A 17320-nucleotide genomic window follows, 5' to 3' on the forward strand; every position below is an offset into this window, starting at 1 on the left:
CCTTAAGCTGTTTTTTCCAAGGGCACAGCTAAACCTTGTCTGATTTGCCCCCATTCAAGAATACGTGCAATCTGTTGCGGTCCTTTTAAATACAATATACCACTGCTATCACTGGCTCCCATTGTCGGAAAGAGCATGAGCTGATTTAACTGAGTTGCCAAAGCATAACTGTCCATCCCCAAAGCATAGAGCCGATTATAACTGTTCAATTGTTCAGGCCAGTTTCTGTGTCCTGCCTGATGTGTAAACACCCAGGGCATATCACAGAAAATCACACCGTTTAAATCACGATCTTTCATGGTATCCGCAGTACCGGCAAAGACACTTGAAGTAGCATATATAGGCACATCACCCGCATAGTAATATTTAAGCAAAGGCACAATTTGACGGGCTTTTCCAGGATAAGCCAGCAGGAAAATCATATCAAAATCCTGTCTGCGTCTTGGAACGATTTCCAAACGCTTGCCGAATAATTTTTTTAACTGCTTTCCACGTGCCTGGCTTTGAGTAATCTGTAAAAAATTGCGAATGGGAATGTTCATATCCTCGTTTTGCTCATAATACAAGGTATCAGCAATCCGCCCGCCATTCATTTCCCATTGACGGGTAAAAGCTGAGGTAACCTCCTTACCCCAATGACCGGATGGTGAGATGATCAAAGCTTGTGTATTGCCGTTCTGACGTGCTTTGGCAGCTACCTGTTTTGCCTCATTAACAGGTGATAAACCAAAAACATAAGCATTTTCCTTAACAAAAGAATCCGGATCATTTAACAACAAAGTGGGAACTGGATGATTCAAAGCGGCAATGATGGCCACGTCTGATTTGCTTAAAGGCCCAACCACATAATCTGCACCTTCCATTAAGGCTTGCTGATAAATTTGGTCTACCGGCGCTTTGTCTGTGTCATATAGCCGAACATTCATCGGATCATCACTGGCTTTACGAGCAGCCATAAAACCATCATTTACCGCTTTACCAGGACCTGCTAAAGTGCTACTCAGAGGTAGCAATAAAGCCACCTGTTTGGGTTTTGTATACATTCTGCGAGCGAGCTGGCTTAATGAACCGGGTAATATCTGATGGGCAGGATGTTGGGGATGTTCTTCCAGCCATTCCTGCACAACACGCATCATCGATGCAGAATCATCCTTGTATTGTCGCGGTATAACAGCAAGCTGTATCCATCCTTGAAGCTCATTATCCTCAACGGTTTCCGCAGCAAGCGCATTTAATTCACCAATCGGTAATCTGCTCAGTGATAACCATAAAGCTCTGCGATTATTTTCGCGACTCGCTTCATCTGGCAGCAAACGTTCCAGCTTGATGCGTTCGCTGACTGATTCAATTTCCTTACCTGAGGACTGATAAGCTTGAGCAAGCATTTCATGGTATTGAATTTGGTGATATAGAGGAAGTTGATGATGTTTGTGAATGCTGGCTAATTTAAGAATCGCTGCCTGCGGGCGTTCACGCATTAGATCCACCTTTGCCTGCAAAAGATATTTTTCGTTAGTCTGCTCCATCGTTAAGGAAGATGTTTGTGTTAAAATATCCAGGCCCTTACGCCAATGACCATCATGGATCATGCGACCGGCAGCCATGATTAAACTGCTTTGTTTATCGTTACCTTCCTGTTGGTTGGCCATATCCAGGTAAGTTACCGCCGATAAGGTATACGGTGAAGCTAACTGTTGGTTCACCTGCAAATGGCTTTCCGAAACCTTTGTACATTGACAAAGGGCAAACAAAAATAATAAAAGCAAAAAACGATAATTGAAAAAATCAGTTAACATGAAGGCACGCTCACTAAGGCAACAACGAAAGAGGATAAACCATGACAAACCTTCAATCAATAAATTCAGGTTCGCTCTACATTGTTGCAACACCGATTGGCAATCTTGATGACATCAGCCTGCGTGCATTAAGCGTTTTAAAGTCGGTGGATTTTATTATTGCCGAAGATACCCGCCATTCACAAACACTGCTCCAACATTTCGGCATCAAAAAACCATTAACCTCGTTGCACGCTTTTAATGAAACACAGAAAAGCCAGCAACTTTTAATTTCACTGGAAAAAGGCCAGTCCGCTGCCCTTATCAGCGATGCCGGAACTCCCTTAATTTCCGACCCAGGGTTTCCTTTGGTTAGATTGGCAAAAAAACACCATATCCTGGTTACACCTATACCTGGTCCTTGTGCTTTGATTAGCGCCTTATCTGCTGCAGGCATTCCTTGTGACAGCTTTACCTTCACCGGTTTCTTGCCGGCAAAGCAGACAGCAAGGATAGAAAAACTTAAACAGTTAAGTTCCATCAACCACACCCTGATATTTTATGAGTCCAGCCATCGGATCAAAGCTTCTGTCAAAGACATGGGCGAGGTGTTTGGTGAAAATTGTGAAATGGTATTGGCTAAAGAATTAACTAAAACCCATGAGCGGTTTGTGGATGGTCAAAGTAAAGATATCCTTTGCTGGTTAGAAGCTGATCCAGCTCATCAAAAAGGTGAATTTGTCATCATCATCGCTCCCCGGGAAGAGAAAGCCAGGGAATATGAAACGATCTTACGACGTTTAATGAACGAGTTACCGCTTAGAAAAGCCGTTGACCTCACCAGCCAAATTACACTAGTCAATAAAAATGAGATCTATAAAACAGCCTTGAAAATGCAAGCGTAAAATTGGGCTTATTATTCCACAAGGATATTTGTTGGATAACTCATGTTACGCAGCACAGTGAATAATAAGCCGGGGTTGTTAGGTCTTTTTATAAACAAGCAGGGTTTAAAGCGGAATGCTCCAGTTCTGCACTTGGATTTTTCATGAGGTTATATATATCGTCACGCAGTTTTTGCGACACATTCTTTGTGAAAACAGGAAGGACATCCTCTTTATCTGCTGGAGATACACCTAGCTGTATGACTTCCGGTGAAAGGTATCGGCTTGAGTTTTTTTGAAAATGAAGAACCTCTCTGCCTTCAAATATACCCATTCCTTTTTTACTTTTTATTACTTCCTCAAATCCATTCTTTTCAATTAATTCAATCATGCGTTCTAATTTCATGGTTCTGCATCTCTATTTTTTAAGAAGGTGCAGATTATAATGGCCTGACAAATAATGATCAATATAAAACCATTTTAAAATAGCATCTATCAGAATGGATTTATTTTTCGCAAAATAACATTCATTCTTTATGCCTACACAACTCGCCATTGATTATCCAAGTCTTCATCCTCTATTTCCTTTCCTTTTTCGCTGTTTTCCAGCATTTTATTATCAGTATCCTCTAAAAGAGGCTTTTCCATGGCTTTATTTTGTGACTGACGATGCCTTCGATAAGCCTGAAAGAGTTCATAGCCGACAAATAAGACCGTCAATGCCACAGCAGCAGGCCAGCAAACGGCATAAGTGGCAATCAGTAAAGAAGGTACAACGGTATTTTTCACCAAGGAGAAGATAAACTCATTTCTTGCAGCCTTACAGGCTTTTTCCAGTTCTTTGATCTCCGGATCGCCTCGTTTTTTAGCATATTCCAGAGCAAGGCTTTTTTCCTTATAAGCGGAATAAGATTTTTCCGAAAGGTACATGGCAATACCCACTATGCATACAAAATAACAGGCAAGGACCGCAGCCGGTGGACTGAGCAGCATCGATAAGGCAAATCCTGTCGCTAAAAGGACCGTTGCCACAGCCAAGAAATGTAAAGTGGCACTTTTTGTTTTCCAGCTGATGTCCAACGCTTCAATTTGCTGTTCCAGCATCTTTTTTTGTGAATGATAGTAATTGAGTGAATCAAGTGTTCTTTTTAGCTCTTCTTTACTCAAAGTCTCTTTATCGATGTTCTCAAGCTCTATAATTTTAACATTATAATCTTTAATTAAATGATTATAATCAGCACGTTTCTGTAAATATTGTTTTTTGGCACGTTCTCGAACATAAAGTAAGGTGGCAATATCAAACACTAGAAAGCCGGCTGTGATCCAACCTGCCACAGGTGCTGAGATATGACAAAGGGTATTGAAATTGGTTACAAAATTTACCGCAGCCCAAACCCCATGGTTTACCATATCGGCATGTCTTTTATCCAGTTCGGCCTTAAAACGTCTCCATGCACTGGTTTTTTTTTCTTCTTTTGAAGGGAAAAAAGTATGTTTGACAATTTGAGCCGCGTTGATCATAAAGCGGGCGGCAAAAAACCCGACACTTAAGACATTTAATACCATCGCCGGTTTATCAAATGCAGCAAAGATACCGTCAAGATCGGTGTGAGAGCCTAAAAGTTCATCGAGTTTATCCAGTAACTGGGCATCACGACTCATGGTTAAACCGGTTTTAAGCATAAAACGGCAAAAAACCCAGTATATCCTCCAAATGTTCGCCTCTCCGGCCTTGTCTCTTATTTTGGAAGCATGAACCGGGGTGCTCACTAAATCACGGAAACCAGAAGTAAATTGCTTGCGCAAAGAATGGAAGAAACCTTCCTTTTCACTGCCTGACTCCTCGCTTGGATGAAGACGAGCAAGAATTTGTGCTCTTAATTTTTTTTGATCCTCTGCTTTTCCTTTTTGACCATAGGCTAAGTAATAGTTTTCCAGAAGATGGGAACAATAAATACAATAATACCAAAATGCTAAGCCTGCATTTTTCTTTTTTTCAAGGCTGGCATAAAGATCGTTGAATTCCTGGATAATTTGATGACGATGTTTATGTAAATAAGAATAATCTCTTCTGCTCGCCCAAGTTTCAACAGTTTGCTCCCAATCGATATGAATATCTTCTTGATGGCTGTCTAACTCTGGCTTGACAGGTTTACGATAGGCTTGAAAAAATTCTGATCTATGCCTTACAAAGTCAGTAGCTTTATAATTTCCCATAATCAAACCCACAAATAGCGCATAAAGTCAAATTTAAAACTAACATGAAAGAAAATAAAGCACAATACTTTTTGTTTCTATTTTTTTCAGGTTGATTGGATTTGATCAGACGATGGAGAAATTAGTATAAACTCAGCACTCTTTAAATTTTTTATTTTCCAATGCAAAAACTGGAAAATATTTTTCCTAATAAATCATCCGAAGTGAATTCTCCGGTAATTTCTCCCAATGCCTGGTGAGCCAGGCGTAAATCTTCTGCCAGCAATTCGCCGGCCTTATGCTCACTAAGCTGCCTTTGTCCATTCATCAGCAACTGTTTAGCTTCATCCAAAGCCTGCAGGTGACGCCGCCTTGCCAAAAACTGGCCTTCTTCTGGCTGATATCCGGCAATGTCTTTTATTTTCTGTTTTAAAGCATTTAAACCTTCACCGGATTTGGCGCTGAGATAAATCTGATTCCTTTCTACTTTTGCATTAAGTTTCATTTTATCAATTTTGTTAAAAACGGTAATGACAGGAACATGTTCAGGTAAAGCTGCTTTTACCTCTTTAGTCAATAAGGCATAGGGTTCATCAGCTGCAAGATCAATCACCAGCAAAACGCAATCGGCACGTGAGACTTCCTGCCAGGCACGCCGAATACCTTCTTTTTCCACTTGATCCGCACTGTCATGGATACCGGCTGTGTCAATGATATGTATGGGAATATCATCAAGTAAAATGTGCTCGCGCATCACATCACGAGTGGTACCAGCCACATCGGTAACAATCGCCACCTCTTTTCCTGCAAGATGATTAATCAAGGTCGATTTACCTGCATTGGGGCGGCCGGCTATCACGACCGATAAACCTTCTCTAAGAAGAGTCCCTTGATGTGCCTGGGCACGTATGGATTGCAGCTCAGTTAAAACAGTCTCTAGCATTAAAGAGATTCTACCATCGTTTAAAAAATCAATTTCCTCTTCAGGAAAGTCAATGGCGGCTTCTACATACATTCTAAGATGAACAAGCTGTTCATTTAAGGCATGAATTTTTTTGGAAAAATCACCTTGTAGGGAACGCAGTGCCATTCTTGCCGCTGTTTCGGAGCTGGCATGAATCAAATCGGCAATGGCTTCGGCTTGTGATAAATCCATTTTATCGTTTAAAAAAGCACGCTCGGAAAATTCACCAGGCTTTGCCAATTCTGCGCCTAACTGAACACACTCCTTAAGCAACATATCCATAATGACAGGAGAACCATGAGCCTGCAATTCAATAACATCTTCACCTGTAAAAGAATGGGGGGCTTTAAAATAAAGAGCGATGCCTTGATCAATCAACTGCCTGTTCTGTTGATAAAAACCGGTAAAATAAGCCGTTCTTGGTTGGATGTTATTCAATTGACAGATCTGACCAGCGATAGCCAACGCCTGAGGCCCGGAGATTCGAAGGATGCTCACACCACCGCGCCCTGGCGGTGTAGCAACTGCAACAATGGTCGTTTCCATCATTTATTGGCAGCGACCAGCTTCTTCTTCCGTGGCTTGTCATCGCTGTATTTACGGGTAATGTACCACTGCTGCAGAATGGATAAGGTATTATTCACGATCCAGTACAGCACCAGACCCGAAGGAAAATTCCAGAACAATGCCGTAAAAAGAATAGGCAGGAACATCATGACCTTTGCTTGCATGGGATCTGGCGGTGCAGGATTAAGCTTTTGCTGAATAAGCATGGTCGCGCCCATGATAATCGGTAAGACATGATAAGGATCAGGGCTTGCTAAATCATTTATCCATAAAATGAAAGGTGCCTGGCGCAGTTCCACACTTTCCAGTAATACCCAGTATAGAGCAATGAAAACAGGTATTTGAATAAGAATAGGCAAACATCCACCCAAGGGATTCACCTTCTCCTGGCGATAGAGTTCCATGGTAGCCTGGCTGATTTTAGCCTTATCATCACCATAACGCTCACGAATGGACTGAAGTTTAGGTTGCAACTTACGCATACCGGCCATTGAACGATAACTCGTGGCAGACAGGCGATAAAAAGCCAGTTTAATTAAAACCGTCACAAGAACAATGGACCATCCCCAGTTACCCACTAGGTTATAAATCATTTTCATTAATGAAAATAATATCGATGAGAGAAACCATAAAATGCCATAATCCACGGTCATATCCAGGGTAGGTGATATTTGATTTAATACACTGGTAATTTCCGGTCCAATATAGAGCCTCGAGGCAATTTCCTTCTCATCACCAGGCTTAACAGAAATCGGTTGAGTTACGGCACCAATGGTATAGTCATCATCCACAGAGCGTGTATAAAATTTATTTTTCTGATTAGGCTCAGGGACCCAGGCACTGAGAAAATAATGTTGCTGCATGGCAATCCAACCGCCTTTAGCATCCACATTCAGATTCTTTTTGCTCATTTCACTGAAACTGACCTTCTGGTATCTCTGTTCCCCTGGGTTGGAGTAAGAGGCTCCTGTGTATGAACCGATATGAAAAATACTTGATTTATCTTCTTTAGGTGAGCTTCTCAGAAGCTGAGTGTTCATGTATCCTTTCCATGTTTCCTCACCCTCATTAGCGATAGTGTATCTGACTTTTATGAGATAACTGCCACGAGTTAAGATAAATTCCTTTTTAACCTGCAATCCATTCTCAGTTGTTCCCTGCAAGATCACGGTCAGTTGTTTTTGTCCCGGAGACAGGCGATATTCCTCTTTAGCCGTATTATAGTTAATTTTAACCGTTTTAATCGTCTGGTTTTGAGAAACCAGAAGCCCGCTATTCGCCACATAACGTTCTTGCGCCTTGTCTTTTAATAAAGTAATGGGCTTGTCTTTCTCCTCAACACTGACCGGATAATCCAACAGCTGAGCAAAGACAATATCACCGTGAGTCAGGTTTATTTTTAAATTCAGTACATCTGTTTCAACTGAAACCACCTGTCTCCCACTCATCTCCTCTGTACTTTTTTCAGACGTTTTCACAGGAACATCAGAAAGAAGATGCTGATGTTCGCCAGTGGTTTCCTGCGGCAGCAGATGACCATCAGAACTGATATTCACTTCAGGCTTTACTTCAGGGGTTGGAGCCTTAGGATAATCTATTTGCCAGGCATTCCATAGTGAATACACGGTAATGGCTAGTGCAGCATATAAAATAACGCGTCGTATATCCATTAATAACTCTCATCATTGGGTAAAACAGGATCGTAACCGCCTTTTGACCAGGGATGACATCTTGCCAGACGTTGAATGGTTTTCCATCCGCCTCGAAGTACGCCATACCTCTGAATAGCAGTTAATGCATATTCCGAACAACTGGGGTAGAAACGACAGCTGGCTGCAACGAAAGGACTGAAAAAATAACGGTATAATCGAATGGGCAAGCAAATAACTCGTCTTAACATTGTATTAATTGAGGCCATATCTTACCTAAATTGCTCAGAACCTCTGAGTTGCTAACTTTGGAAACCCTAGGCTTCGCTAAAAAAATCATATCTACTGCCGGTAAATCTGTCTTGCGAAAAGCTTCTCTTAACAATCGTTTAATTCTGTTCCTGTCATGCGCTTTCGGGACCGCTTTTTTAGATAAGGCGAGTCCCAGCCTTGCATGACCAATTGTATTTTCTCTGTAAAGAACAATAAAATTTGAGGTCACTATTTTTTTTGCATTTGCAAAAACATAATCGTATTGCGATTTTTTTAACAACCGGTCGGATTTTTTAAATTCGTACACTTAGGCTGACAGACGCTTTCGTCCTTTTGCTCGTCGACGCTTTAAAACCAAGCGGCCGCCGCGAGTAGACATGCGCTGACGAAATCCATGATCGCGTTTGCGTTTCAAATTACTGGGTTGAAAAGTACGTTTCATGATAAACCTGTAAAAAATTTTAGAAGCAGGGAATGATAGTTAACTTTGTTAAAGCTGTCAAATAGAAACATACAAATGGCTTCCTGGAAAACGGATGTTTTTCAAGTTCTTCGTGCTGTAATTATAATAAAATAAATTAAATAACTTTATGTTTATTATAAGCAATGAAACTTAATGGGATAAGTTGTTTTTTTTAATAATTATCAATTACTTATATTAAAAACAAAGTTGTCAACAAGTACTGTATGTTTTGTCTTAGTTATTGTGGATAATGTTCCTAGGCTTATTCCAAGCAATGATTTATTTAGCTTATTCACGATTTATCCATCCTTGTTGTGAATAAGAAAGGCTCAGCAAACTTAACTCTCGCTTTGATTTTGCTCAATCATAAAAGATTTCAGCTATGCATATTTATATTTCAATCTCTAAAATTAAATATGTAGGTTACCCATGGCATTATCATTCGCTTATCATAAATATAAACTTATTAATTTATATTTTATTTATTATTAACGTGAATTCGATGTAACTGTTTAAGGATTATCCTGCAAAGAGAAAATATATTGAAAACCCAGACCTTTTGTGATCTTATTTGTTTTTTCTAAGAACAGTAATAGGATACAAGAGGCCTGGAATGGATAAGTTAGTCGAATTATTCTGTATTGTCGATGATTTTTGTCAAAAGTTTTTACCAATCTTTGAGCAGCAACTTATAAATATTTCAGGCAAAGTCAGGAAGAAACCCTGTAGCCTGTCTATGTCCGAAATAATGACGATAGTGATACACTACCACCAATCCAATTATCGAAACTTCAAAAGCTATTATTCTTATGTTTTGCAGAAAGATTTACGTCCCTATTTCCCAAAACTGGTCAGCTATAGCAGAATGACTGAGCTGATGCCATCTTGTATAGTGCCATTAACGGCATTTTGCCACAATCAATCAAAGACTCTAACTGGCATTTATTTCGTAGACTCAACCCCTATTGAGGTCTGCCACGTTAAAAGAGCGCAACAGAATAAAACATTTAAGGGGTTAGCGGAGAAGTCCAAATCAACTATGGGATGGTATTTTGGTTTTAAACTTCATTTGGTGGCCAATGATAAAGGTGAGCTAATGGCTTTTAAAATAACCTCAAGCCGAACAGATGACCGAACGGTTGTGCCCGATTTAAGTAAAAATCTGTTGGGTAAAATGATTGGAGATAAGGGATATATTTCCCAAAATCTGACCGAGAAACTTGCTGAAAGAGGCTTGCAACTACTGACCAAAGTCAGAAAAAATATGAAGCAAAAAGTGCTCGATGCCTTTGACAAAGTCCTGCTGAGAAAAAGAGTCATTGTTGAATCTGTTATTGACCAATTAAAAAATATTTCAAATATCGAACACTCAAGGCATCGTTCTGTCTTTAATTTTATGGTCAATATCTTGGCTGGTTTGGCAGCTTATGCACTTAAGCCAAAGAAACCTTCCTTGAATATTGAAAAAACATTCGTGGCTGTCGTTTGACCAGTTATATCGAATTCACGTTTATTATTAGGTCGTTTATCCTTGTGGATAATTTTATTTTTTTAATGAATTTCATGGCGGTTAACTTAGAATGAATTTTGTGTGTAATCCCTTGGTATCCTAAGGTTAAATTCTTAATGATTTTTTTATTCTTATTTATTGCTTGAGTTAAACGCAGGTTATCCTTTATATTATTTCATAGTTATCCACGATTTATTTTCCACTTAAATTATTAATGGATCTCAAAGGAACTTTATTATTGTTCTTATCAGCAATGATTTAACATTTGCTTCATATGGAATGATCGCTTTTGGGAAAATATTGATGATTTTATCTTTAACATTAGGATGTGTTATCCATACCATTTCTGAGATGAATAACCGACCTTATTTAATAAGTTCAGTCTGATATTTGTACAAATTAAACGAATAAGCTGCCTGAAATGGATGACATGTTCTAATGGATGTTTTATAAGATTATGGGTAATCCATTTTAAACATGACTTGCCGGAAGTGTTCTTCGGTGGCATTATCTATAAAATAATGAATTAGTATTTTTGATTTTCCGCTTTTTATTGAGGAGCTTTTTTGTGTCTGCGAATGTTTGGCAGAAGTGCTTGAGTCTGTTGCAAGAAGAGTATCCTGCACAACAATTTAATACCTGGTTACGCCCACTGCAGGCTCAAACAGAAGAGCAGCGTTTACTTCTGCTTGCACCAAATCGATTTGTTGTTGACTGGGTTAAAAAAAACTTTTTCCCCCGGATTGAGGAAATCATTTACCAAATCAGTGGTGAGAATATTAAAACCGTTGCCATTGAAATTGGTAGCACAAAAATATCTGAAACGATTAAAGATAAAACTGAACCTTTAAGTTCTGATTCTGCCGCTAAGCCGTTGATTAAAAAGGCATCTGACTATAAGAGTTCTCATTTAAATCGTAAATTTGTTTTTGAAAGCTTTGTTGAAGGCAACTCCAATCAGCTGGCTCGGGCTGCTTCCATGCAGGTTGCCGAGCGACCGGGTGATGCTTACAACCCTTTGTTTATTTATGGGGGGGTTGGATTAGGTAAGACACATTTAATGCATGCGATTGGCAATGCCATTTTAAAGAATAATCCTGAAGCGAAAGTTCTTTATTTGCATTCGGAGCGTTTCGTGGCTGATATGGTTAAAGCCTTACAAACCAATGCTATCAATGAATTCAAACGCTATTATCGTTCACTTAATGCCTTGCTGATTGATGATATTCAGTTTTTTGCCGGAAAAGATCGCTCTCAGGAAGAATTTTTCCATACTTTCAATGCATTGCTGGAAGGACAGCAGCAAATTATATTAACCAGTGATCGCTATCCCAAAGAAATTGAGGGAATGGAAGAACGCTTGAAATCACGTTTTGGTTGGGGATTGACGGTTGCTGTAGAACCTCCTGAACTGGAAACGAGAGTGGCCATTCTTATTTCCAAAGCAGAACAATCAGGAATTGAGCTCCCTTATGAAGTGGCTTTTTTTATAGCGAAACGGATAAGGTCTAATGTGCGGGAGCTTGAAGGGGCATTAAGAAGGGTGATTGCCAATGCTCATTTTACAGGTAAACTTATTACCATTGAATTTGTCCATGAAGCCTTACGGGATTTACTGGCGCTTCAAGATAAATTAGTGACCATTGAAAATATTCAAAAAACCGTTGCAGAATATTATAAAGTCAAAGTCGCAGATATTTTATCCAAACGACGCAGTCGTTCCATTGCCAGACCAAGACAAATGGCAATGGCTCTGGCAAAAGAATTAACCAATCACAGCCTGCCTGAGATTGGTGATCATTTTGGTGGAAGGGATCACACGACAGTGATTCATGCCTGTCGTAAAGTCAAGGAACTGGTTCAAGATGAAAATGATTTTGCAGAAGATTATAAAAATTTAATGAGAATACTATCATCTTAGTGAGAAAGAATCGTGTTTGAGTTGTCAATAAAAAAAGCTGATCTTCTTGCTCCACTTTTGACCGTTGCAGGTGCCGTTGATAAAAAGCAATCCCTCACCATATTGACTCATTTTTTACTGAAGCTTAAAGATAAGCAACTTTTTATCACAGCGACCGATCTTGAAATTGAAATATGCGCCGCTGTTTGTTGTGAATCTACTCAAACTTCCGGCACCATTACTGTGCCGGCAAAAAAATTCATTGATATCATCCGTTCTTTAGATGAGCATGCTACACCAATATTATCTTTACATAATAATATTTTAACCATTAAAGAAGGTCGTAGTAGTTTTCGTCTGACGACTTTGCCTGCCGACAACTATCCTGCCAATGAAAACGAGTGTAATGACATAAAGTTATCGCTTCCTCGGCAGAACATGCTTCAATTATTACAATCTACCCATTTTGCCATGTCTCAACAGGATGTCAGGATCTTTTTAAATGGCTTGTTATTGGAATTTGAAGCAAAAATGATTTCCGCTGTAGCCACTGACGGCCATCGAATGGCCATTAATAGATATATTTGTGAAAATAACAGCTATCAACGTTTTTTGCTCCCTCGCAAGGGGGTTCAGGAGCTTCTGCGCTTGCTTCATTCTATCCCGGATGAAAGTATTTCCATTTCTGCTGGAAAATCTCATTTTAGTGTTGAAACTGAACAATTTACCTTTGTAACCAAGCTTATTGATGCCCGTTTTCCTCCATACAATAAAGCTGTACCTAAAAACAACGACAAATGCATCGTTCTTGATTGTGTGAGCTTTAAAAAAGCCTTGTCTCGCATCGTAATTCTTGCTCATGAAAAATCAAAAGCCGTCATGCTTCATTTACAACCTTCATTGTTAACTTTAATTGCCAATAACCAGGAGCAGGAAGAAGCTGTTGAGTCTCTGGAAGCCTTTACCGAGGGAGATGAAATTAAGATTGGTTTTAATGCCAGTTATGTTCTTGACGTATTGAATCATTTTGGTGAAGGACAAATTCGTTTGTCCATGTTGTCAACTGAAAGCAGTATTCTTATTGAGTCTGTTGATAATGAACATTATCAATATATCCTAATGCCCATGAAAATATGATTCTTGCAGAGCTGCATATTCATAATTTGCGAAATATTTCCTCTCAGCGAATGCATTTAAACCCAAAAATTAATTTTATAGAGGGAATCAATGGAAGTGGTAAGACAAGCTTTCTTGAAGCATTATATACCTTGGGAACAGGGCATTCCTTTCGCTCCAAGGATATTTCTTCCATCATTCGTTATGGTGAACAATCATTGACAGTATTTGCACGCTCCACTCAAAACGATACCATCAGTGTGCAGAAAAACTTGTCCAAGCCCACTTTAGTTAAATTTAATAATACTTATTGCTCTTCAAGCAGCCAATTGGCCTATGTCTTGCCTATCCAGGTTTTTTATCAGGATATTTTTCAAATTATAGACACGGGTCCATCTATTCGTCGCCGTTTACTGGATTGGGGACTGTTTCACGTGAAACAAAGTTATCTTCATTTGCTGAATCAATATAAACGTGTGTTAAAACAACGTAATGCTTTATTGAAGCAATCAAGCACTTCCTATCGCGATTTTATGGTTTGGGATAAACAATTATCTGAGCTTGCTGAACAGCTTCATAGCAGACGTTTATCCTTTTTTGAAAAATGGCAGGCCAGATTTATAGATGTTTTGTCCTGCTTAACCAATGTGCATTGTGAGATCAGATATTATAAAGGCTGGGATAAAAAAGAAGCTGGGACAGATTTGCAAACGGTGTTAGAGAAAAACTTTATCAGTGATAAACAACGCTTGTATACCCAATATGGGGCACATCAAGCGGAAATTTATTTTGAAATAAATGAACATACGGCAAAACAGGTTCTGTCCAGAGGACAGCAAAAAATGATCTTAATTGCTCTTAAATTGTCTCAAGCTGAATTGATTAATAAATCCTGTTTATATCTGTTTGATGATTTTTCTGCTGAATTAGACGTGCAGCATCAACAAGGTATAATAGATTATCTGATTTCATTAGATGCACAAGTCATATTAACCTCCATCGATTCGCTGAGTTCAGTTAAAGGGCGTTTAAACACAAAATGTTCCTCTTTTTACATGGAGTCAGGAAAAATAAAAAGTAAATGTTTCACGTGAAACAAATTGAATGAACCTCGCTTGCCTGTAAACTGTGTTTTCCTCTGCAATTTACTCAATTTTTAACTCATCTTACATAGCTGTATTTTTAGAACATTTGGACGCATTTTGGAATTTAACAGCGCAGTTTACATAGAGTAAATGAGCATTTGAAATTGCAAAATGCGTCCAAAGAGGCAAAAAAGATGAAGCTGCGTAACTTGATTTTAATCTAAAAAATACCGTGGTCATGGATTTCAGTTAGAAGAAAATCAATGGATTATATATCATCAGAATTCTTGTTCTTTGTTTGTTTTCAATATTAAAGCCAACTAAATCATGATATAATATAGGTTTAAATCGTATAAACTAAACGTCCGACTTTTCTTAAATCGTGATTGACCACAATATCTATTTTTGGTCTACATTGTGAGCCCGTCTTAATTCAGTCTCAAGAGTCCGAGATGGGGCGGAAAAGTTGAATGTGGTGTTTATCTGGATATTATGCAGCGGGGAAAAATGGTAATGAGCGTTGATGCCAGTTATGATTCATCCAATATTAAAGTTCTTAAAGGATTGGACGCTGTTCGAAAACGTCCGGGAATGTACATCGGCGATACTGACGATGGTACAGGGCTACATCATATGGTCTTTGAAGTCGTTGATAATTCCATTGATGAAGCACTTGCAGGTTATTGTAAGGAGATATTTGTCACCATTCACGCGGATGAATCGATAACTGTTAAAGATGACGGTCGTGGCATACCAGTGGATATCCATAAAGAAGAAGGACGCTCTGCTGCGGAAGTGATCATGACTGTTCTTCATGCTGGCGGAAAATTTGATGACAACTCCTATAAAGTTTCAGGCGGTCTGCATGGTGTTGGGGTTTCAGTGGTGAATGCCCTGTCTGAAGAGCTACATTTGCTTATACGACGACACGGCAATGTCTATGAGCAACATTATCATAATGGCATACCTGAATCGCCTTTATCCATCACTGGCGAATCTAAAACCACCGGCACACAGATTTGGTTTAAGCCCAGTCCTGTAACTTTTTCCAATATCGAATTTCATTACGATATCCTTGCTAAAAGGCTGCGGGAATTGTCCTTTTTAAATTCCGGGGTTTGTGTTCATTTGCATGATGAAAGATCAGAAAAACAGGATACTTTTCGCTATGAAGGAGGGATCAGGGCTTTTGTTGAACACCTCAACCGCAAAAAAAACGCCATTATGCCTATGGTGTTTGCAATGTCCAGTGAAAAGGATAATATTGTTGTTGAATTATCCATGCAATGGAATGATTCTTATCAGGAAACCATTTTCTGTTTTACCAATAACATCCCGCAAAAAGATGGTGGAACACATTTGGCCGGTTTCAGAGCGGCTTTGACTCGCACATTGAATAATTACATTGAAAAGGAAGGCTTTGCCAAAAAAGCCAAGGTAGCAACGACTGGAGATGATGCTCGGGAAGGGCTCACAGCAGTTTTATCCGTCAAAGTACCTGATCCAAAATTTTCTTCCCAGACAAAGGATAAACTGGTTTCATCCGAAGTTAAATCAGTGGTTGAATCGCTTGTGGCAGAAAAATTTAATGATTTTCTTTTGGAAAATCCTGCCATTGCCAAAGCCATTGTCAGTAAAATCATTGAAGCGGCCAGAGCTCGCGAAGCTGCGCGGCGAGCACGTGAGATGACTCGACGAAAGGGAGCGCTTGATGTTGCTGGTCTACCTGGAAAGCTTGCAGACTGTCAGGAAAAAGATCCGGCATTATCCGAATTATATCTGGTCGAGGGAGATTCGGCTGGCGGTTCTGCCAAGCAAGGACGTGATCGCAAGTTTCAAGCTATTTTGCCCCTTAAGGGAAAAATACTGAATGTGGAAAAAGCACGCTTTGACAAAATGCTCTCATCTCAGGAAGTGGCTACGTTAATTACTGCTCTTGGTTGTGGCATCGGTCCCGATGAATATGATCCGGATAAAACACGCTATCATCGAATTATCATTATGACCGATGCTGACGTCGACGGCTCACATATTCGAACCTTATTATTGACTTTCTTTTACCGTCAGATGCCTGAACTAATTGAACGAGGTTATATTTATATAGCTCAACCGCCACTTTATAAGATAAAACGAGGCAAGCAGGAGCATTACATCAAAGACGATGAAGCACTTTATGATTATTTATCAAAAAATGCCATTGAAGGTGCCGAGTTTTATCCGGCTGCGGATGCCCCACCTATTGCTTCTTCTGCTTTGGAAGAATTGGTTATGCAATACAGACGCGTTGAAAAAATCATTAGCAAATATAAAAGAAAATACCCAGCAGAAGTCCTTAAAAGGATAAGCTATTTGCCAGGAGTGTATAATGATGACATCAATGATAAGGAAAAAATGGCTAACTGGGTTAATCAACTTCATCAGAGTTTGCAACAATTAGGCCATAAGTCAAAAAAATACAGTGTGGAAGTGTATCATCATCAGGAAAACAATCATTATTTACCACAGATAACGCTGACTCAACACGGGACAGAAAACATCATTAAATTTAATGCTGAATTCTTCTTGTCTAAAGATTACAAGGAAATGGTTAATCTTGGTGTTAAATTGATTCATCTTGTTGATGAAGGTGCAGTTGTTAAACGTGGGGGGAAAAGTCAGTCAGTAGAAGCCTTTGAAGAGGCGCTGGATTGGTTGATGGAAGAAGCCAAACGTGGACAGAGCATTCAGCGGTATAAAGGTTTGGGTGAGATGAATCCTGAGCAATTATGGGAAACCACCATGGACCCTGAAACAAGAAGAATGTTACAAGTCAGCATTGAGGATGCTGTTGCCGCCGATGAAATTTTTACTACCCTAATGGGCGATCACGTCGAACCACGAAGGGATTTTATCGAAAGCAATGCTTTGGAAGCTGAAAACATTGATGTCTAAAAATAAA

General features: G+C 39.4%; 14 protein-coding genes. 6 read left to right on the plus strand and 8 right to left on the minus strand.

What is annotated here, in order from left to right:
• Positions 1–2 precede the first annotated feature (2 nt).
• Positions 3–1796, minus strand: a complete 1794-nt coding sequence (locus E4T55_RS07375) for a penicillin-binding protein activator (protein WP_058503078.1) — start codon at positions 1794–1796, stop codon at positions 3–5.
• Positions 1797–1837: 41 nt separating this feature from the next.
• Between E4T55_RS07375 and rsmI the strand changes: the two genes are divergently transcribed.
• Complete coding sequence (rsmI, locus tag E4T55_RS07380) at positions 1838–2680, plus strand: 16S rRNA (cytidine(1402)-2'-O)-methyltransferase (RefSeq protein WP_058503079.1); 843 nt, start codon at positions 1838–1840, stop codon at positions 2678–2680.
• Positions 2681–2768: 88 nt separating this feature from the next.
• Here the strand turns inward: rsmI and E4T55_RS07385 are convergent, their stop codons facing one another.
• From E4T55_RS07385 to rpmH, 7 genes are all read right to left on the minus strand, one after another.
• On the minus strand, positions 2769–3065 hold the full coding sequence (locus E4T55_RS07385; protein WP_058503080.1) for a hypothetical protein: 297 nt from the start codon (positions 3063–3065) through the stop codon (positions 2769–2771).
• Between the two features lie 134 nt (positions 3066–3199).
• On the minus strand, positions 3200–4876 hold the full coding sequence (locus E4T55_RS07390; RefSeq protein ID WP_131780735.1) for a hypothetical protein: 1677 nt from the start codon (positions 4874–4876) through the stop codon (positions 3200–3202).
• A gap of 151 nt (positions 4877–5027) precedes the next feature.
• Positions 5028–6368 carry a tRNA uridine-5-carboxymethylaminomethyl(34) synthesis GTPase MnmE gene (mnmE, locus tag E4T55_RS07395; protein WP_058503082.1) on the minus strand — a complete coding sequence of 447 codons (1341 nt, stop codon included), beginning with the start codon at positions 6366–6368 and terminating at the stop codon, positions 5028–5030.
• Entirely contained in the window at positions 6365–8056 is a 1692-nt protein-coding gene (gene yidC, locus E4T55_RS07400; RefSeq protein ID WP_058503083.1) for a membrane protein insertase YidC, read from the minus strand. Before yidC ends, mnmE begins: the two co-directional genes overlap by 4 nt.
• Positions 8056–8304, minus strand: coding sequence for a membrane protein insertion efficiency factor YidD (gene yidD, locus E4T55_RS07405; RefSeq protein WP_058503084.1), 249 nt, complete (start codon positions 8302–8304; stop codon positions 8056–8058). The genes yidC and yidD overlap by 1 nt, the downstream gene beginning before the upstream one ends.
• The gene (gene rnpA, locus E4T55_RS07410) at positions 8280–8615 is read right to left on the minus strand and encodes a ribonuclease P protein component (protein ID WP_058503085.1); all 336 of its coding nucleotides are present in this window, start codon (positions 8613–8615) and stop codon (positions 8280–8282) included. Before rnpA ends, yidD begins: the two co-directional genes overlap by 25 nt.
• On the minus strand, positions 8616–8750 hold the full coding sequence (rpmH, locus tag E4T55_RS07415; protein WP_028372496.1) for a 50S ribosomal protein L34: 135 nt from the start codon (positions 8748–8750) through the stop codon (positions 8616–8618). It abuts the gene before it with no gap.
• A 634-nt stretch (positions 8751–9384) separates the two neighbouring features.
• Here rpmH and E4T55_RS07420 point away from each other — a divergent pair.
• From E4T55_RS07420 to gyrB, 5 genes are all read left to right on the plus strand, one after another.
• A complete protein-coding gene (locus E4T55_RS07420) occupies positions 9385–10260 on the plus strand; it encodes an IS982 family transposase (RefSeq protein ID WP_135121922.1) in 876 nt (291 codons plus the stop codon).
• Positions 10261–10849: 589 nt separating this feature from the next.
• Positions 10850–12202: a chromosomal replication initiator protein DnaA gene (dnaA, locus tag E4T55_RS07425; protein ID WP_058501017.1), complete on the plus strand. Its 1353-nt coding sequence runs from the start codon at positions 10850–10852 to the stop codon at positions 12200–12202.
• A gap of 12 nt (positions 12203–12214) precedes the next feature.
• Complete coding sequence (gene dnaN, locus E4T55_RS07430; RefSeq protein WP_058501018.1) at positions 12215–13318, plus strand: DNA polymerase III subunit beta; 1104 nt, start codon at positions 12215–12217, stop codon at positions 13316–13318.
• Complete coding sequence (gene recF / locus E4T55_RS07435; RefSeq protein ID WP_058501019.1) at positions 13315–14391, plus strand: DNA replication/repair protein RecF; 1077 nt, start codon at positions 13315–13317, stop codon at positions 14389–14391. The genes dnaN and recF overlap by 4 nt, the downstream gene beginning before the upstream one ends.
• Positions 14392–14895: 504 nt before the next feature.
• Positions 14896–17313, plus strand: a complete 2418-nt coding sequence (gene gyrB / locus E4T55_RS07440; RefSeq protein WP_058501054.1) for a DNA topoisomerase (ATP-hydrolyzing) subunit B — start codon at positions 14896–14898, stop codon at positions 17311–17313.
• Positions 17314–17320 lie beyond the last annotated feature (7 nt).

Source organism: Legionella israelensis (genome assembly GCF_004571175.1).
Lineage (GTDB): Bacteria > Pseudomonadota > Gammaproteobacteria > Legionellales > Legionellaceae > Legionella_D > Legionella_D israelensis.